Annotated in this window: 15 protein-coding genes and 2 tRNA genes; 11 read left to right on the plus strand and 6 right to left on the minus strand. The window is 68.0% G+C overall.

Features of this window, described 5'->3' with window-relative positions; genetic code table 11:
* Positions 1-35 precede the first annotated feature (35 nt).
* The gene (ilvC, locus tag VNG13_14750) at positions 36-1028 is read left to right on the plus strand and encodes a ketol-acid reductoisomerase (protein ID HVA61775.1); all 993 of its coding nucleotides are present in this window, start codon (positions 36-38) and stop codon (positions 1026-1028) included.
* A 107-nt stretch (positions 1029-1135) separates the two neighbouring features.
* On the opposite strand, the gene VNG13_14755 is transcribed toward ilvC, so the two are convergent.
* The gene (locus tag VNG13_14755) at positions 1136-2062 is read right to left on the minus strand and encodes a type IV toxin-antitoxin system AbiEi family antitoxin domain-containing protein (GenBank protein HVA61776.1); all 927 of its coding nucleotides are present in this window, start codon (positions 2060-2062) and stop codon (positions 1136-1138) included.
* 207 nt (positions 2063-2269) lie between these two features.
* Here VNG13_14755 and serA point away from each other — a divergent pair, with 207 nt between their 5' ends.
* The 3 genes from serA to VNG13_14770 all read left to right on the plus strand — a co-directional run bounded on the left by serA (position 2270) and on the right by VNG13_14770 (position 6577).
* Complete coding sequence (gene serA / locus VNG13_14760) at positions 2270-3865, plus strand: phosphoglycerate dehydrogenase (GenBank protein HVA61777.1); 1596 nt, start codon at positions 2270-2272, stop codon at positions 3863-3865.
* Positions 3866-3989: 124 nt separating this feature from the next.
* Positions 3990-5537, plus strand: a complete 1548-nt coding sequence (locus tag VNG13_14765; GenBank protein HVA61778.1) for a 2-isopropylmalate synthase — start codon at positions 3990-3992, stop codon at positions 5535-5537.
* Positions 5534-6577 carry a 3-isopropylmalate dehydrogenase gene (locus VNG13_14770; protein ID HVA61779.1) on the plus strand — a complete coding sequence of 348 codons (1044 nt, stop codon included), beginning with the start codon at positions 5534-5536 and terminating at the stop codon, positions 6575-6577. Before VNG13_14765 ends, VNG13_14770 begins: the two co-directional genes overlap by 4 nt.
* A gap of 3 nt (positions 6578-6580) precedes the next feature.
* On the opposite strand, the gene VNG13_14775 is transcribed toward VNG13_14770, so the two are convergent.
* Entirely contained in the window at positions 6581-7078 is a 498-nt protein-coding gene (locus tag VNG13_14775) for a hypothetical protein (protein HVA61780.1), read from the minus strand.
* Positions 7079-7135: 57 nt separating this feature from the next.
* On the opposite strand from VNG13_14775, the gene ilvE reads away from it, so the two are divergent.
* From ilvE to cimA, 3 genes are all read left to right on the plus strand, one after another.
* Positions 7136-8062: a branched-chain-amino-acid transaminase gene (ilvE, locus tag VNG13_14780; GenBank protein ID HVA61781.1), complete on the plus strand. Its 927-nt coding sequence runs from the start codon at positions 7136-7138 to the stop codon at positions 8060-8062.
* Positions 8063-8137: 75 nt separating this feature from the next.
* Positions 8138-8530 carry a CBS domain-containing protein gene (locus VNG13_14785; protein HVA61782.1) on the plus strand — a complete coding sequence of 131 codons (393 nt, stop codon included), beginning with the start codon at positions 8138-8140 and terminating at the stop codon, positions 8528-8530.
* 131 nt (positions 8531-8661) lie between these two features.
* Complete coding sequence (cimA, locus tag VNG13_14790; GenBank protein HVA61783.1) at positions 8662-10239, plus strand: citramalate synthase; 1578 nt, start codon at positions 8662-8664, stop codon at positions 10237-10239.
* Here the strand turns inward: cimA and VNG13_14795 are convergent.
* A complete protein-coding gene (locus VNG13_14795; protein HVA61784.1) occupies positions 10236-13154 on the minus strand; it encodes a penicillin acylase family protein in 2919 nt (972 codons plus the stop codon). The two genes, cimA and VNG13_14795, sit on opposite strands and share 4 nt — an antisense overlap.
* Before the next feature lie 106 nt (positions 13155-13260).
* Between VNG13_14795 and VNG13_14800 the strand changes: the two genes are divergently transcribed.
* The 4 genes from VNG13_14800 to VNG13_14815 all read left to right on the plus strand — a co-directional run bounded on the left by VNG13_14800 (position 13261) and on the right by VNG13_14815 (position 15747).
* A complete protein-coding gene (locus tag VNG13_14800; protein HVA61785.1) occupies positions 13261-14034 on the plus strand; it encodes a fumarylacetoacetate hydrolase family protein in 774 nt (257 codons plus the stop codon).
* Entirely contained in the window at positions 14027-15508 is a 1482-nt protein-coding gene (gene gltX / locus VNG13_14805; protein HVA61786.1) for a glutamate--tRNA ligase, read from the plus strand. The genes VNG13_14800 and gltX overlap by 8 nt, the downstream gene beginning before the upstream one ends.
* Before the next feature lie 56 nt (positions 15509-15564).
* Positions 15565-15636, plus strand: a tRNA-Gln gene (locus VNG13_14810).
* 38 nt (positions 15637-15674) lie between these two features.
* Positions 15675-15747: transfer RNA gene (locus VNG13_14815), tRNA-Glu, on the plus strand.
* Here the strand turns inward: VNG13_14815 and VNG13_14820 are convergent.
* The 3 genes from VNG13_14820 to VNG13_14830 are packed head-to-tail and all read right to left on the minus strand — an operon-like array spanning position 15745 to position 17590.
* Entirely contained in the window at positions 15745-16965 is a 1221-nt protein-coding gene (locus VNG13_14820) for a recombinase family protein (GenBank protein ID HVA61787.1), read from the minus strand. The genes VNG13_14815 and VNG13_14820 overlap by 3 nt on opposite strands.
* On the minus strand, positions 16872-17255 hold the full coding sequence (locus VNG13_14825) for a recombinase family protein (GenBank protein ID HVA61788.1): 384 nt from the start codon (positions 17253-17255) through the stop codon (positions 16872-16874). Before VNG13_14825 ends, VNG13_14820 begins: the two co-directional genes overlap by 94 nt.
* A 5-nt stretch (positions 17256-17260) precedes the next feature.
* A complete protein-coding gene (locus VNG13_14830; protein HVA61789.1) occupies positions 17261-17590 on the minus strand; it encodes a hypothetical protein in 330 nt (109 codons plus the stop codon).
* Positions 17591-17899: the final 309 nt, after the last annotated feature.

Genomic DNA, 17899 nt, shown 5'->3' on the forward strand with positions numbered 1-17899 from the left:
CGCCAACCCCGATCCCAGGAAAGGACCTGCACACGATGACCGAGATCTACTACGACGCGGACGCCTCGCTCGACCTGGTCAATGCCCGGAAGATCGCCGTCCTGGGCTACGGCAGCCAGGGGCACGCCCACGCCCTGTCGCTGCGTGACTCCGGGGCGGACGTCCGGATCGGCCTGCCCGAAGGTTCGGGCAGCCGGGCCGCGGCGGAGGCGGAGGGGCTGCGCGTGCTCACCCCCGAGCAGGCCTGCGCCGAGGCCGATCTGATCATGGTGCTTGCGCCGGACACCGTGCAGCGCCATCTCTACAAGGCTGCGATCGAGCCGGCCCTGCGGCCGGGCTCCGCTCTGTTCTTCGGGCACGGCTTCAACATCCGATTCGGCTACATCACGCCCCCCGCGGGCGTCGACGTCTGCATGGTCGCGCCGAAGGGGCCGGGCCACCTGGTCCGCCGCCAGTTCGTCGAAGGCCGGGGCGTGCCGGTGCTCGTTGCGGTCGACCAAGACGCCAGCGGGTCCGCGCTTGCGCTCACGTTGTCCTACGCCAAGGCGATCGGAGGCACCCGGGCCGGTGCGCTGCGGACCACCTTCGCCGAGGAGACCGAGACAGACCTGTTCGGCGAGCAGGCGGTGCTCTGTGGCGGCGCTTCCGCACTCGTCCAGGCCGGCTTCGAGACCCTCGTTGAAGCTGGGTATCAGCCTGAGGTGGCGTACTTCGAGTGCCTGCACGAACTCAAGCTCATCGTGGACCTCATGTACGAGGGTGGGCTCGCCAAGATGCGCTGGTCGGTCTCGGACACGGCGGAGTACGGGGACTACACCCGCGGACCGCGGATCGTCACGGACGCGACGAAGGCGGAGATGAAGCACATCCTCGGCGAGATCCAGGACGGCGCGTTCGCGCGCGAGTGGGTGGCGGAGGACGACGCGGGACGGCCGCAGTTCACGAAGTACCGCGCCGAGGGCGCGGCCCATCCAGTCGAGCAGGTCGGCGGCCGGCTGCGCCCGCTGATGTCCTGGATCGAGCAGTAGCCGCCGCCCATCCCGGTGGCTCGCCGCGAGTGGGCGGCTTGCGCGGTGCAGACCGCCCACTCGACGCATGGGCGATCAACACAACCGCCCACTCGACGCATGGGCGATCAACACAACCGCCCACTCGGGTTGGCGATGGGCTGTCTCGCGGACGGCAACCCGGCGATGGTCGCCCTGATCGTCGCCACCATGGCGACCGGATGGCGGACGACGTCGTCCCAGGTGAAGCGCAGGATCGGGATGCCCTGGCCGGCGCCGGCGATCAGGTTGAAACGGCGGACGTCCTGCTGATGCTCGACGATCCCACCGTGGTAGCGTGCACCCTCCAGTTCGACGCCCACGCCGTCCACGAGGAAGTCCAGTCGAACCTGGCGGCCGTTCGCGGTGGGGACCAGGACTTGGGAGAGTGGCCGCATTCCAGCTTCTCTCATCCGCAGCCTGGCCAGCGTCTCGAGCACCGACTCGGCCTTCGGGTCGGCCGCCGCGAAACGTCGCCAGGCGGTAACCACGCCACGGCGTGCGCGTGCGTCGATGAGCCCAGCGGCGATCGCGTCCAGTTGGACACTGCCGGAGCGCAGCGCCGAGTCGAGTACGGCAACCGCGCCGTCACCGGACAAGCAGTGGCGGAGCACGTCGAGCACGGTCCGCAGCGGTGTCGTCGCCCGGATGCCGTCGACGACGGTGACTTCGTCCGGCCGCAGGGCTTCCCGATGAACCATCCCGCGGGCCGAGCGGTGCCCGGCGTCACCTGAGATGAACTCCAGTCGGGGCCGTAACCCGGCAACGCCAAGGACCACGGCGGCGGCCGAGCGAGCCGCGACCAGGTCGGGATTCGCGAGCTGTCGCGCCCGAATCTCGAGCGGGAAGTCCACGGTCCGGCCCGGTTCCAGGTAGACCCCGTCGATGACCCGGGTCCAGCCCATCCCAGCCAGGAACCGGTCCAGTGAGGAACGGGACCAACCCAGTCCGCGCGCCTGCCGGTACGTCACCAGCCCGCCTTGCTGGCGCGCCACGGTGAGCAACGGGGAATTCATCTGCCGAGCGTGCCGCGTTGCGCCGTCGCCGACGAGTGGCCGTCGCCGGATTGTGGACAGGGCCAGGGAGATCGGGGGCCGTGCAGGTGCCCGGTAGACTCAGCTCTCGAGCTCGAAGCCACCGGAGTCGAGGCCACCGGCGACGGAGCCGGTCGCAGCGGACCTGTGGCGCTGCCGAGCGTTCCGCATCGTCCTTGAAGGTGTCTGTTGAGCCAGCCCATCGTCCTGATCGCCGAAGAACTCGCACCGGCAGCCCTCGCCGTGCTCGAAGCGGATTTCGAGCTGCGCCATGTCGACGGCAGTGAGCGCGCCGCGCTGCTGCCGGCCATCGCCGACGTCGACGCGGTAATCGTCCGTAGCGCGACCCAGATCGACGCCGAAGCCCTGGCCGCTGCGCAACGGCTCAAGGTGGTCGCCCGGGCCGGTATCGGGCTCGACAACGTCGACGTCACGACGGCCACCGCCCGCGGTGTCCTGGTCGTCAACGCGCCGACGTCGAACATCGTCTCGGCTGCCGAACACGCCGTAGCTCTACTGCTGGCCGCGGCCCGGCATATCCCCGTCGCCAATGCGAGCCTGAAGTCGGGTGAGTGGAAACGGTCCCGCTTCACCGGGACCGAAGTCACCGACAAGACGGTAGGGGTCGTCGGCCTCGGCCGCATCGGAGTCCTCTTCGCCCAGCGCATTTCCGCCTTCGGCACTCGGCTGATCGCCTACGACCCTTACGTTCCGGCCGCCCGCGCGGCTCAGATCGGCGTGCGGCTCGTGGAGCTCGACGAGCTTCTCCGCGAGAGCGACTTCATTTCGATCCACCTGCCGAAGACACCGGAGACGCTAGGTCTGATCGGGGAGCGCGAGCTCGCACTGTGCCGCCCCGGCGTCATCATCGTGAATGCGGCCCGGGGGGGCCTGATCGACGAGCATGCCCTCGCGGTGGCGATCAAGGACGGCCGAGTGGCGGGGGCCGGGTTCGACGTCTTCGCCACCGAGCCGTGCACGGACTCGCCGCTGTTCGCCTCGGAGAGCGTTGTCGTCACTCCACACCTGGGCGCATCGACCACCGAGGCTCAGGACAAGGCCGGCCTCGCCGTGGCGAGGTCGGTGAAGCTCGCCCTCGAGGGTGAGTTCGTCCCGGACGCGGTCAACGTCCAGGCCGGGGGGATCGTGCCCGAGGAGGTGCGACCCGGCCTTGGCCTGATGGAGACCTTGGGCAGGGTCTTTACCGCGGTGGCGGGCGGGGTCGCCAGCAGTGTCACGGTCGAAGTTCGCGGCGAGATTGCCTCATTCGACGTCAGCGTCCTCCAACTCGCGGCGCTAAAAGGGATCTTCGCCGATGTCGTCGAGGAGGCCGTCACCTACGTCAACGCACCGCTTCTCGCCGACGAACGCGGGCTTGCCGTGGGTCTCCTGACGGCTGCGGAGAGTCCCGATTACCGCAACCTGCTGACCATCCGAGGGACGATGCCTGACCGCGGCGAGGTTTCCGTCTCGGGGACCCTGTCGGGGCCGCGGCACATCGAGAAGCTCACCGAGGTCAACGGATTCGACCTGGACCTCGTGCCGGTGGCGCACCTGGCGTTCTTCGTGTACTCCGACCGTCCGGGCGTGGTGGGAACGGTCGGCAACGTGCTCGGGTCGGCCGGTGTGAACATCGCGAGCATGCAGGTGAGTCGCCGTTCGGCGGGCGGCGACGCGCTGATGGCCCTAACCGTGGACTCCGCCGTCCCACAGGCGACGCTCGCTGAGATCGGCGTCTCGATCGGGTCGACAGCGACATACGCGGTCGACCTCGGCGAACGCTGACGGTTATGCTGCTCGGGTCATGGACGGATTGCTGCTCCTTCGTCGCCGCGACAGGGCCTGATCGGCCGGCTCCCTGTCGCGGGTGAGGCGCTGGCCCCCGTCTCGACAGAGGAGCAAAGCTCACATGGACACCACCGAACGCGTCGTCGTCTTCGACACCACCCTCCGGGACGGCGAGCAGTCACCAGGGATCGCGTACAGCGTCAGCGAGAAGGTTGAAATAGCCGAGCAGTTGGCCCGACTCGGCGTGGACGTCATCGAGGCCGGGTTCCCGGCAGCCAGCGAAGGCGACTTCGACGGCGTTCAGGCCATCTCGGAGACGGTCAAGGGGAGCGGGGTCGCGGCGCTTTGCCGGACCAGGCCCGAGGATGTCGACCGCGCCTGGCAGGCGATCCGTGGTGCCGAGCGCCCACGGATCCACACCTTCATCTCCACCTCACCGGTGCACCGCGACAAGAAGCTGCGGATGACGCGCGACCAGGTTCTGGCCGAGGCCGCCCGGGCCGTCGCTCAGGCCGCCGCGCTCTGCCCGGACGTGGAGTTCTCGGCCGAGGATGCAACCCGGACCGAGCTCGACTTCCTTGTCGAGATCTTCACGACCGTGATCGCCAACGGTGCCACGACGATCAACGTCCCGGACACCGTCGGATTCGTCCTGCCCCAGGAGTTCGTCGAGATCCTCGACCAGCTCCGCGGGCAGGTCCCCGGGGCGGATCGGGTGACCTGGAGCGTGCACTGCCACAACGACCTGGGTCTGGCCACCGCGAATTCCTTGGCCGCGCTGCGGGCCGGCGCCCGGCAGGTCGAGGTCTGCGTGAACGGGATCGGGGAACGGGCCGGCAACGCGGCGCTCGAGGAGGTCGTGATGGCGCTTCGGACGCATCAGCCCAGTCTGGCGCTGACCACCGGTGTCGACAGCCGGGAGATCGCCCGGACCTCGCGCTTGGTATCCATGCTCTCCGGCTATCCGGTGCAGCCGAACAAAGCGGTCGTCGGCGGCAACGCCTTCAGCCATGAGAGCGGCATCCATCAGCACGGGGTCCTCATGGAGCGGACCACCTACGAGATCATGAATCCGGAGGACATCGGGCTGGCCGGCAACCGCATCGTGCTCGGCAAGCATTCCGGCCGGCACGCGTTTGTGGACGCCCTGGCGTCGCTCGGCATCCGACTCGACTCGGTCGGGCTCGATCGGGCGTTCGGCCGATTCAAGGAGCTCGCGGACCGCAAGGTCTCGTTGACCGACGCGGATCTCGTGGCCCTCGCCACCGAGGAGTCCGCGGAGGAGGTCGCAGGCGGGGTCTGGACCTTCGAGTGGTTGGCCGTGGCCGGCGGCACGGACACCGCCCCGCGGGCCACCGTGCGCCTGACCCGGTCGGAGGAGACGTCCGAGGCGGATGCCACCGGCGACGGCATGATCGATGCCGCCTGCAACGCGGTCTCCAAGGCGGTCGGTGTCGACGCGCGTCTGCTCGCGTTCCAGGTCGCGGCCGTGACGCCCGGTACCGATGCGGTGGGGGACGTCGCGGTTCAGGTGGAGGTCGCCGGCCAGCAAGTGAGCGCACGCGGCGTGTCCACCGATGTCGTCGAAGCCAGCGCCCGCGCCTTCCTGCATGCGATCAACAAGGTGGTGTCCGGGACCGCCGTCCGCCATCGCACGGACAAACCATGAAGATCGCACTGGTTCCCGGCGACGGGATCGGGCCGGAAGTCGTGGCGGAGGGCGTCAAGGTGCTCTCCGCCGTGGCCGCCGCCCTGGCTCTGCCCCTCGCGACGACGAGCTACGAGCTGGGCGCTCGCCGGTGGCATGCCACTGGCGAGACGCTGCCCGACTCGGTGCTGGCCGAGCTACGTGGGCACGACGCGATCCTGCTCGGCGCGGTCGGCGATCCGTCGGTGCCCAGCGGGGTGCTCGAGCGTGGCCTCTTGCTCCGGCTGCGGTTCGCGCTGGATCACGCGGTAAACCTTCGTCCGGTCAAGCTCTACCCAGGGGTGCGCACCCCGCTGGCCGGGATCCGGACCGAGCAGGTCGATCTTGTGGTGGTCAGGGAGGGAACGGAAGGCCCGTACGCCGGGGTGGGCGGGGTGCTTCGCCCGGGCACGCCACAGGAGGTGGCTGCCGAGGAGAGCGTCAATACGCGCTTCGGCGTCGAGCGCGTGGTCCGGGATGCGTTCCGCCGAGCCGCCGAGCGGCCCCGGCGGCGACTGACCCTCGTGCACAAGACGAACGTCCTGACTCATGCCGGCGCGTTGTGGACTCGCACCGTCGAGGACCTGATGCCCGAATTTCCCGGTGTCGAGGTTGACTACTGCCATGTCGACGCGGCCTGCCTGTACCTGGTCACGCAACCGGAGCGGTTCGACGTACTGGTCACGGACAACCTGTTCGGCGACATCCTTACCGATCTGGGGGCCGCGATCGCCGGTGGGATGGGGCTGGCGGCGAGCGGCAACCTCAACCTCGAGCGGAGCGCGCCGAGCATGTTCGAGCCGGTGCATGGCAGCGCGCCGGACATCGCCGGCCTCGGGGTCGCGGACCCCACCGCGGCCGTACTGAGCGTGGCACTGCTGCTCGGCCATCTAGGGCACACCGAGGCGGCGAACACGGTGGAGGCCGCGGTAGCCACAGACCTGGCCCGGCGCGGCGAATTCGCGCCCCGCAGCACGGTGGAAATCGGCGATGCGCTGGTCGAGCTCGCTCTGGCCGGATGACCGTCAAGCCGAGCAGGCGATCGGAACCTGAGCCCGGCTGACCTCTAGCTGGACCAGGCCGCAGAAGGTGGCCTTGCTGACCAGCCAGGTGCTGCCGACTTCTACGGCCGTGCCGGTGAGCGGCCCGAACGACGCTTTGGCGCTGAGCTGAACCGTGTAGGTCACGTTGGCCGAGCTTCCGGTGATCGTAACCGCGGTGACCTTCGACGTGACATGGCTCAACGACGGGTTTCGCTCCTGGGCGGTGATGAATGCGGTAAACGCGGTCCCGTCTTGGAGCAGAGCGACTTTCTGCGCGACGGTGCTGGCGGCCGAGAAGAACGTCTCCCAGGCCGTTGTGACCTGCTGCTGCGCACTCGGGCCCGATTTTCCGCTACCTCCGCAGCCGGCGAGCACCAGGACCAAGCCCACTACTCCGAGCCGGCGTCCGAGCCGATGACCCGCCGTCATTCCGTGATCCATCCCCATGACCTCCCAGGTCCGGCGCCGAAGTCCGCTCACCGCCGATCATGCCCGTTTGCGATACTGAATACCCTGCGACCCCCCGAGGAGCCGGCGATGCCCATCACTCCCACCGAGTGGATCTGGATGGACGGGGAATTCGTCCCGTGGGACGAGGCGAAGATTCACGTGCTGAATCCCACGCTGCATTACGGCTGGGGGGTCTTCGAAGGGATTCGCGCGTATGCCACGCCGCGGGGGCCGGCGGTGTTCCGGCTGACCGAGCACATCGAGCGGTTGTTCCGTTCGGCGCGGATCTACATGATGGACGTGGACTTCACGCCCGAGCAGTTGACCGCGGTCACGAAGGACCTGGTCCGGCGCAATGCGATCGATGCCTGCTATATCCGTCCGCTGATCTACCTGGGCTACGGCGAGATGGGGCTCAACCCGCTGCCGAGCAAGCCGGCGGTCGCCATCGCGTGCTGGCCCTGGGGTGCCTACCTCGGCGCAGAGGCGGCGGAGCGGGGTTGCCGGGCCGTCGTGTCTAGCTGGGAGCGGATCGGGGCCAACACCATTCCCCCTGCCGGCAAGGCCACCGGGCAGTACATCAATTCGAGCCTCGCGAAGGTGGCCGCGATCAAGGCCGGTTATGACGAGTGCATCATGCTCACGCCCACCGGGGCGATCGCCGAGGGCTCCGGCGAGAACATTTTCTGCGTTTATGGCCGCCGGCTCGTCACCCCACCGCTGGTCGACGGGGCCCTCGCGGGGATCACTCGCGATTCGGTCATGACGATAGCCCGAGACGAGGGTCTGGAGGTCGTGGAGGCCACGCTGGTCCGTAGCGATCTCTACCTTGCCGACGAGGCATTTTTCACCGGAACGGCCGCCGAGATGGTGCCGCTCATCGAGGTCGACGACCGTCCCGTGGGGGATGGGAAGCCGGGCACGGTGACCAGGCATCTGCTCGATTTGTTCGGTCAAGCAACCCGCGCCGAGCTTGACCGGTACAAGACCTGGAACGAGTACGTCCGAGAGTAGCGGGGCAGTCCTCTTTCCAAGACCGGATCCGCTGCCTAGTCTCGAGGTCCGGAGATCATGGCCTGGAGGTGGCACATGCAGGTGCGGGACGGGATGAGCACGGTGGTGTTGACCGTGGGTCCGACGCATACGCTGCGCGAAGCCGCCCGGCTGATGTCCGCCCGCCGGGTCGGCGCCGCGGTCGTCACCGATCCCGACAAGGGAGAGCCGGGGATCCTCACCGAGCGGGACATCCTCGATGCGCTCGCGCAGGGGCAGGATCCGGACATCGAGCGGGTCGGGGACCATCTGACGAGCGACATCGTCGTCGCGTCTCCGGACTGGCCGCTCGACCGCGCGGCACAGAGCATGCTCAGTGGCGGATTCCGTCACCTCGTCGTCTGCGAGGGCCCCGATATCGTCGGCATGCTTTCTGTCCGTGACGTGGTGCGTCTGCTGGTGACCGGGGCGCAAACTACGCCCGCGTGATGGCCGCCTCGTGCTAACGTCGTGGTGTGAGCTCGATCTCGATTATCGGTAGGCGCGCTGGCTGAGCATCGGCCTGCGCGCGACCCCCGTGTCTCTGGCACGCGGGGTTTTTTTGTTGGAGGGAACTGACCATGCCGGTCCAGCCTGACGAGTTCCACGTCTATGACACGACCCTGCGCGACGGCGCCCAACGGGAGGGGTTATCGCTTTCGGTCCACGACAAGCTGGCCATCGCCCGGTACCTCGACGAACTCGGGGTCGGGTTCATCGAGGGGGGCTGGCCCGGCTCCAATCCGAAGGACGCGGAATTCTTCCGCCGGGCCCCCAAGGAGCTCGACCTGTCAACCGCCGTTCTCGCCGCGTTCGGAGCCACCCGGCGCCCCGGTGTTCGGGCCGCCGACGACCCGCAGGTGGCCGCGTTGCGGGACTCGGGGACCCAGGTCGTGACCCTTGTGGCCAAGGCGCATGACCGACATGTCGAGAAGGCCCTGCGGACCACGCTTGAAGAGAACCTGGAGATGGTGCGGGACACAGTGAGTCACCTCAGGGCGGAGGGTCGACGGGTGTTCGTCGACGCCGAGCACTTCTTCGACGGGTATACCGACAATCCCGGCTACGCGCTGCAGGTGTGCCGGGTCGCGGCCGAGGCGGGCGCCGACGTGGTCGTGCTCTGCGACACCAACGGCGGGAATCTCCCGCAGCGGCTCGCCGAGGTCGTCCAGAAGGTCGCGGACGACGGTCTCCGGGTGGGGATCCATGCTCACAACGACGCCGCCTGTGCGGTGGCGAATTCGTTGGCTGCCGTCGAGGCCGGAGCCACTCACGTGCAGGGCACCGCCAACGGATACGGAGAGCGGTGCGGCAACGCGGACCTGTTCGCCGTGGTCGCCGGACTGGAACTGAAAACCGGACGCCGGGTGCTGCCCTCGGGTCGGCTCGCCGAACTTGGGCGGGTCAGTCATGCGATCGCCGAGGTTGCGAACATCGCGCCGGATCCGCACCAACCCTACGTAGGGGCCAGCGCATTTGCTCACAAGGCCGGCCTGCACGTCTCCGCGGTGAAGGTGGCGCCGGACCTCTATCAGCACGTCGATCCATCGAGTGTCGGCAACGAGTTGCGCCTTCTCGTCTCCGAACTCGCCGGTCGGGCCACGGTCGAGCTCAAAGGCCGGGAGCTCGGACTCGACCTGGATCGGGACACGGTGATCCGGATCATCGAGCGGGTCAAGGATCTCGAATCGGTGGGGTTCACGTTCGAAGCAGCCGAGGCCTCATTCGAGCTCATGCTCCACGAGGAGCTGACCGGCCAGCGGCCGAGCTACTTCGATCTCGAGTCATGGCGGGTCATCGTCGAGCGCCGCGCCGATGGAGCGGTGGCGAGCGAGGCCACCGTCAAGCTTCGGGCGAACGGGGAACGGATCGTCGCCACCGGCGAGGGCAACGGCCCGGTGAACGCCCTGGATAACGCCCTGCGGCTGGCCCTGGGGCAGCTGTACCCGGTGTTGGCGGAGTTCCACCTGGTCGACTTCAAGGTCCGTATCGTCGAGGGCCGTCACGACACGGGCGCCGTGACCCGGGTCCTCGTCGAGACCGGGAACGGTGTTCGGGAGTGGGGGACGGTCGGTGTCGACGAGAACGTGATCGCCGCCTCCTGGCAGGCTCTGGAGGACGCGTACAACTACGGCTTGTCCCTCGCCGCGCGGGCCTAGCCGGCCCGCTGCCGTCGACGGGTGGTGGCCGCGAGCCCGGCCAGGGCCAACGCACCGGCGGCCGCGAGCGGCAGCCCGAGACCTTCCCCGGTGGCCGGCAGCGATGCCGAAGACGAACTCACCGCTCCGATCCGCGCCCTCGCGGCACCCGACGGCCCGCTGCCTGGGAACTCGATCACCTGCTGAAAGGTGGGCCGGTTCTGCCAATCCTGGGCGGGCTGGCCCACGATGCCCACCGCGGTGTAGTGGATCGAGTCGTAGACCGGCTGGCTGACCCCGGCCTGCTCACTTGCGGTGGACCTGGTCCAGGAGGCGACCGTCGGCGAGCCGTTCGCGCTGACCATCGCGGAGTACGTTGCCGACAGGGCGCCATCGATAGCGGCCCGGCAGCTTGCCGCACCCCCGCCGCAGATCCTGGTCATGATTTCGGGGCCGAACGGCTGGGCGACTGGCTCGCCTCGAAGTTGGCGGAGCACCTTGACGAGGTAGCCTTCCCAGCCCCCGTCGTAGGCGCTACCGACGTTGGACCCGCCCGGTGTGTTTGCAAAGTCCAAGGGCAGCACGCTGTATCGGTAGGGCAGCCCGTTGACGTCCTCGACGCCCCCGGCCTTGAGGATCGGGTCGAAGATCGCCTCGATCAGCGTGGGGTACAGCTCGTCCATGAGCGCGACGGCCGACGCGTCGACATACTGCGCGTCGCCGTGGGCGGCTCTCCGCCGGTGCGCTCCCGCCGCGAGCCACGCGGACAGTTCCGACAGCTCCTGGGTTTGGGTTCCGGCTCCCGGCGAGGCGAGGTAGCCGAGAAGTTCGGGTAGCACCCGGCGTCCGGACAGGTCGACCGTTGCGGCATCCTCCATCGCCTGTACGAGGTTGGCTCGGGTGATCTTGTTGTTGTGGAGCGCGAACTGCTGCTTGATGGCAGTGGTCAGGGACATGACTCGGTAGATCGGCCCATAGCCGAACTGGTCGTCAGCGGCGGAGAATTCCGGCGCCGGCTTGTTGTTCCAGCTGGTGAAGAAACCCTGCGGGGGATCGATCTCGTGCGGGTGGCCGGCGTCGGACAGGAAACCTTTCCAATCCGCGCCGCCGGTGCCCCACGTCGGGAGGCTCGGATCCACTCCGGCTGGCCGGATTGGATCAGCGCCGCTGACGTAGTAGGCGATATCCCGGCTGTCGGCATAAAGCCAGTTGAACGTGTAGCCGATGTGCTCCGCCCCGGTCATCCAGGTCTGTGCGCTGGTCGTGTACGAAGGTGAGTTCCATCGAAAGAAGCCGACCGCAGAGTCGGCCTCGTGGTTGTACGTGCTGCGCTGGGTGACGATGGCGACCGGTTTGCCGCCGACCGTCGTCCAGCCCTGGACTATCCCGTGCACGGTCAGATAGATGTCATGCCGGAGATCCACCGGCGCCCCCAGGCCGCCGGGCTTCGGGAACGCGAGTTCGGTGAACACCTCGTGAGTCATGGGCAGGCAGCGGCCCTTGTACTCGTAGAACGTCCCGTGCGGACCGGCCGCCCCGCCGTTCGGGTTGCACACCAGCTCGACCCGCTGATCCACGACGTCCGTGCCGGCCGAGGTCGCCGACCAGGCGTAGTCCACGCCGCGCCCCAGCTCGACGACGAAATTCGTCCCCGGGAAGGAGGCGCCCTCGGCCGCGTAGTCCGGACCGTGCAGGTCCTCCTCCATGAGGATTTCCGGTGCGAAATAGCCGACCTGCGGGCCGAATACGGCGATGGGATGGCCGGACGCGGTATGCGAGCCGGCGACGACGAGCGCGTTGCTCATGGCCTTCGGGAAGCTGAGCAGTGCGGCGACGATCTTCATCGCGGTCAGGTTGGGCGCGGTGAGGTTGCAATTGGCCGTCGTGTCGGTTGGACCACCGGTGAGCGGAGTGTTCGGATCCGGAAGGGCGGTCAAGGCCGGGTCGATCTTGCCAGGGATCTCGTAGGGGAAGCTGCGGTCGACGATCGTCGTCGGCGCGTTCGGGTCGTTCTGCTCCCGGAAGTCGGTGAACGCCGTCCTGGCTTCCGCGGCGGAGTGTAGATGGCTCTCGAGGTACTGGAGCAGGCGGGCGTTAGCCAGCTCGTTGCCGCCGCCCTTGCCGAAGATTCCGCCGACGAGCGCGGCCACCGATATGACGTCGCTCGGGATCCAGGGTTGCGGTGGTCCTACCGCAGCGGCGTAGTCCGCGGGGAGCAACGCCGGATTGGTGCGGGTCGCAGCGATGTAGGCGTTGATACCGTCGACGTAGCCGGTGAGCATGGACTTGAGGTCGGTACCGACGATGCCGTTGGATGCGGCGATTGCGTCGATCTGCGCCTGCTCCTGCGGCTGGGTGTACGGGGCGGACAGTAGTTCGTCGTGGTCCATCCGCTCATCGCTGCACGACGGTCCGAGGAACGCCGAGAGGTCACCGGCACCGTAGTGCCGCAACACGTCGATGAGGAACAGCCGGTCCTCGGCCGCTGCATATCCGGCACCGAACGCCGTGCCGGTCAGTGTCCGACCGTAGATGTGCGGCACGTCGTGGCGGTCACGATAGATCACGACGTCCGGGCTTGGCTGCTCGGTCCGGACGATGTCCGCGGCTCGCACCCCGAACGAGGCATCGTCGTAGTACTGGGGCAGCTGGGCGTTGGAGAGGCTCGGGTAGCCATACAGAAGGTTCGCGTACTTCGTCAGCTGGTCCTGACTGCCGGCCGGCCGACTCCCGCTGGACTCGAACGCCAGGAGTTGGGCTGAGTTGACCAGACCGTTCTCTCCTGCCGGGAGGATCGACATGATCTGACCCCGACCGGAATCGTCGGCCTGGTAGGTGGGATTCGGGGTGAAGTCCGCGGCGGCACCGGCCGGACCGACGGCAGCCACCGATACCGCGACGAGGGCTAACCCGGCAAAACCCACGAACTTGCGCACGCGATACCTCCCGCAAATGTCGGATCTCGAACTTACTAGGCGGTAACCCCGGCGTCGCCCGAGGTGGCGGGGATCACGGCACAGCCAACCGATACCCTCGCTCATCGTGCGGATCGCGCGGTACTCAGCAGGGGCGGACGTCGGGTTCGGCGTCGTCGAGGGCGACGGCGAAGCCGCGGTTCTTGCGGTTATCGCGGGGCACCCTTTCTCCGCATTCGAGTTCAGCGGTGAGCGGCTTCCCGTCGCAGAGGTACGACTCCTCGCGCCGGTCATCCCGTCGAAGATCGTGGCGGTGGGCAAGAACTACGCTGAGCATGCGGCCGAAATGGGCGGTGAGGCACCCGCGGAGCCGCTGATCTTCCTCAAGCCGTCGACCGCGGTGATCGGACCCGGCGACGCGATCGTCTATCCCGCTGCGTCGCAAAGGGTCGATTTCGAAGGGGAGCTTGCAGCGGTGATCGGTCGGCTCTCCCGCCGGGTACCCGAGCGGGATGCGTTGGCCGCCGTGCTCGGGTACACGTGCGCGAATGACGTCACGGCACGTGACCAGCAGCAGAGCGATGGGCAATGGTCCCGAGCCAAGGGACATGACACCTTCTGTCCGCTTGGGCCGTGGATAGAAACCGGTCTCGATCCGAGTGCAGTGGCAATCTCCACCGACCTCAACGGGGAGCGTCGACAGCGCGGAAACACGTCGGATTTGGTGCATCCGGTCGCGGCGCTGATCGCCTACATCAGCTCGGTCATGACTTTGCTGCCCGGTGACGTCGTGTTGACCGGGACACCCGCTGGCGTGGGGCCGATGAATGCCGGTGACGAAGTGTCGGTAACCATCGAGGGCATCGGCACCCTGACCAACCGGGTGACTGCGGATGGCTGACGAGGTCCGGGCCCGTTTCGCACCGTCCCCAACCGGCGATCTGCACGTGGGCAACATTCGTACGGCCTTGTACAACTGGGCCTTCGTCCGACATCTCGATGGCCGCCTCATCTTCCGGCTGGAGGATACCGACCGCAGCCGATCCAGCGATGAGGCCTGTGCCGCGGCGATCGACACCATGCACTGGCTGGGCTTGGACTGGGACGAGGGGGTCGAAGTCGGGGGACCTGACGGCCCGTACCGACAGAGCGAGCGCTACGGGATCTACCGCGAATGGACGGATCGTTTCCTCGGCGAAGGCAGTGCCTATAGCTGCTACTGCAGCCAGGAGGAAGTGGCCGCGCGGTCCAAGGCTGCCGGTCGCCCTCCTGGTTACGACGGTCATTGCCGATCTCTAACCGAGGGCCAGATCGATCAGTACCGTGCCGAGGGTCGTCTACCTGCGATCCGGCTCCGGATGCAAGCGGGCACGACCAGCTTCGACGACCTGGTTCGGGGCGAGGTCAGCTTCGACAACGCCACCGTCCCCGACTTCGTTCTGGTTCGGGCCGATGGTCATCCGCTGTACACCCTCGCGGTGGCGGTTGACGACGTTCTGATGCGGATCACCCACATCGTGCGAGGCGAGGACCTACTCTCCTCCACCCCTAGGCAAGTGGCCGTCTACCGGGCGATGGGGATACCGCCCGAGCGCTGGCCGAGGTTTGGGCACCTGCCCATGGTGCTGGGACCAGACGGCCAACGGCTGTCCAAGCGCAACGGGGTGGTATCCATCGCCTGGTACCGGCGGGAGGGCTTCTTGCCGGAAGCCATGTGCAACTACCTAGCTCTGCTGGGTTGGTCGCCCGGCGACGATCGTGAGCTATTCAACCTGACCGAAATGCGGGCCGGGTTCGAGGTCGGTCGGGTCAACCGCAATCCTGCCCGGTTCGACCTGAAGAAGCTGGAAGCGATCAACGCGGAGAAGATCCGCGAGCTGCCGGAGGACGAGCTGCATCGCCGCGTACTTATGGTTCTGAGCGACGCGGGGCTTCTGACGGAGGCTTCCACGGCCGCCACGTCGGCGACGCTCAAAGCGGGGGTGCGACTCATCCAAACCAGGATCCGCCGCCTAGTGGACGCAGTGCCCATGCTCGCCTTCTTGCTGGTCGAGGAGGCGGAGTTCGTTCGCGATCCGGATGACGTCGCAGCCATGCTGATTCCGGAGGCCGTCCCGGCTTTGCAGGCTGCTCTAGTGGTGCTCGACAAGGTCGACGATTGGGTAGAACCTCGGATCAACGCTGCCCTTCGGGCTGGTCTGGACGTGGCGGAGCTCAAGACGAAGACGGCCTTCCCCCCGCTTTACGTCGCGGTCGTCGGTCACCGAACCGGGCCGCCCCTGTTCGACTCGCTCGCGCTGCTCGGTCGGGACCGCGTGCTGGGCCGATTGGAGAGCGCACTCGAGCTGGCACGGGGTGGCGAGCGAGCCGGATGATCAACTTGAGGGGGGTATCATGGCCGGGCAGGGCTCCCGGCGGGGCCCGAACTCCATGGGGTATGGGGTAATTGGCAGCCCGACGGGTTCTGGCCCCGTTAGTCTAGGTTCGAGTCCTGGTACCCCAGCGGAGGCCGGCAGAGCGCCGGTCGCTGTTTATGGTCACGGCCCCGTTGTCTAGCGGCCTAGGACGCCGCCCTCTCAAGGCGGTAGCGCCGGTTCGAATCCGGTCGGGGCTACACAACGTCCGTATTCGAACTCGGACGTAGCGAACAGGTCGTCGAACGGTGGCCGGTACTCCACGGCGTGGATCCGGCGGCCGCGACGGTGATTGTCTCGAAGACGGCGTTGTTGAACAGCCGCCGGGTGCGTTCCTCCGCGCTGGAGTAGGCGGTGGCGCAGTTGCCGGCGAAGCGGATGGCGAGGTCGAGGATCTCCTGCCATGCGGTGAGGCTGGCGTCGAGGTCGGCGAGCTGGGCTTGGATGCGGTCGATGTCGGCGCCGACGCGTTCCTGTTCGCGCTTGAGCACGGTCAGGTCGATGGCGTTGGCGTAGTAGGCGTCGAGGATCTTGCGCCGTTCGGCTTCGGCTTCGGCGAGGGCGCGGGTTGCGAACTCGCGCTGAGCGGCGCGGTCGTGCTGGCGGTGCGTGATCTCGGTTTGCAGATCCGCGCGGAGCCGGTCGACCCAGGCGGGTGGTAGCTCGACTTGGCGGTAGAGGTTGATGATCTCGGTTTCCAGCCGGTCCGCGGGGACGTAGGCCTCCCGGAAGCCGGTCGGGGCGCGGCTGCCTTTCTGGCCGAGGCAGTAGAAGTAGATGTAGGTGCCCTTGCTGACCTGGATCGACAGCGCCCGGGCGCAGACGGCGCAGCCGAGCAGGCCCTTGCGGTAGTGGTTGTACTTGCGGTTGCGGATGCCGCGCACCGCGCGGGCGGCGAGCAGCGCTTGGACGCGGCGGAAGGTGTCGCGGTCGATCAGCGGCTCGCGCTGCCCGGCGTCTTCGACGCCGTCCCATTCGACGATGCCGGCGTAGGCCTTGTTCGCCAGCAGGTGCGCGACGCCGGTGACCCCGAGCGGCTTGGGCGGGTAGTCGCGGCGGCCAAGGTTGCGCAGCCCGCGGCGGGCCAGCTCGTCGACGAGGCTGTCCAGGGTGTACTCGCCGGTCAGGTAGAGCTCGAACGCGAGCTTGACGAGGGGCGCCCGGTCGGGGTCGATCTCCATCCGGCAGATCCGCCGGCCGGCGATGGTCTCCCGCACGTTGCGGTAGCCGAGCGGGGCGGCGTGCGGGTAGCCACCCTGCTTGGCCTTCTGGCCCATGCCCTTGCGGACCTCGGCGGCCAGGTTCGCCGAGTAGAACTCGGCCATCAGCGCGTGGATGCCTTCGACCAGCCGGCCGGAGGCGGTCTCTTCGATGTTCTCGGTGACGTTGACCAGGGCGACGCCGCGGCGGCGCAGCAGCGGATGGCGACGTGATCTTCCATGTTGCGGGCCAGCCGGTCGACCTTGTGCACGACGACGGCGTCAAGGTCCCGGTCGTGGGTGACCCGGTCGAGCAGCGCCTGCAGCTGCGGCCGGTCGGCGGAGCGGGCGGACTCGCCGCGGTCGGAGTACTCGTCGACCACGGTCCAGCCGTGGTCGCGGATGTGGCGCAGGCAAGCCTCCCGTTGGGCGGGTAGCGAGAAGCCTTCCTCGCCTTCGCCTTTCTCGGCCTGCTCGCGGGAGACCCGCAGGTAGATCACGCAGCGCATCGCCCTCACCCTCCCCGTTCGGCTGGATCGTCCATGAACGCTCGATCCGGCCCGGATGGCAAGGGCGGGCCGGGCAGCCGGGACGGGCGGCGCCACCAGTCCCGCGGCGGATCCCAGGACTCGTCCCGGGCGGCGGCGAGCCGGGCGACCGAGTCGATCGGACGGGGCCAGCCGGCCAGCTCGGCTAGCCGGATCCGGACGTCATCGGTGGCCAACGGCGCCCAAACGGCGTCTGCCGGCCGGTCGGCGGCCGGGCGGCTGGTGGTGGCCACCGCCAGCCCGGGGCCGGACAGTGCCGCCCGGGCGGCCCGTTCCCGCCGCGCGGTCGGCAACACGACGAGCAGCCAGAACGCCCAGCCGAGCCGGCGGCGGCAGCAAGCTCAGTGACGGTGACTGGCAAGACCTCGAAAGCTACTTAGCGATTCTCGAGCTAGAAGTCGAGGTCAACATCGATGACGAGAATCGTGAGTACAGGCGGGAGCTACTCGCACTGCTGCGACGTTTAGCGCGGATTTCCGCGCAACTGGTTCGGGGCAACGCTTCTGAGGGTTGGTCGGTGATTGCCGGATGGATTATGGCGGGGCAGCCCTTTGGTGCACCTGTGACGGTTCTCCGTCTGGTCGCACCGCGATTCCAATGGTTGC

This window comes from Mycobacteriales bacterium (assembly GCA_035533475.1).
Lineage (GTDB): Bacteria > Actinomycetota > Actinomycetes > DATLTS01 > DATLTS01 > DATLTS01.

Excerpts from the sequence above, each read along its gene's own strand:
- ilvE (HVA61781.1), top strand. The coding sequence starts at position 7,136 with ATGCCCATCACTCCCACCGAGTGGATCTGGATGGACGGGGAATTCGTC.
- VNG13_14825 (HVA61788.1), bottom strand. The coding sequence starts at position 17,255 with ATGCGCTGCGTGATCTACCTGCGGGTCTCCCGCGAGCAGGCCGAGAAA.
- cimA (HVA61783.1), top strand. The coding sequence starts at position 8,662 with ATGCCGGTCCAGCCTGACGAGTTCCACGTCTATGACACGACCCTGCGC.
- VNG13_14770 (HVA61779.1), top strand. The coding sequence starts at position 5,534 with ATGAAGATCGCACTGGTTCCCGGCGACGGGATCGGGCCGGAAGTCGTG.
- VNG13_14785 (HVA61782.1), top strand. The coding sequence starts at position 8,138 with ATGCAGGTGCGGGACGGGATGAGCACGGTGGTGTTGACCGTGGGTCCG.
- ilvC (HVA61775.1), top strand. The coding sequence starts at position 36 with ATGACCGAGATCTACTACGACGCGGACGCCTCGCTCGACCTGGTCAAT.
- VNG13_14755 (HVA61776.1), bottom strand. The coding sequence starts at position 2,062 with ATGAATTCCCCGTTGCTCACCGTGGCGCGCCAGCAAGGCGGGCTGGTG.
- VNG13_14765 (HVA61778.1), top strand. The coding sequence starts at position 3,990 with ATGGACACCACCGAACGCGTCGTCGTCTTCGACACCACCCTCCGGGAC.
- gltX (HVA61786.1), top strand. The coding sequence starts at position 14,027 with ATGGCTGACGAGGTCCGGGCCCGTTTCGCACCGTCCCCAACCGGCGAT.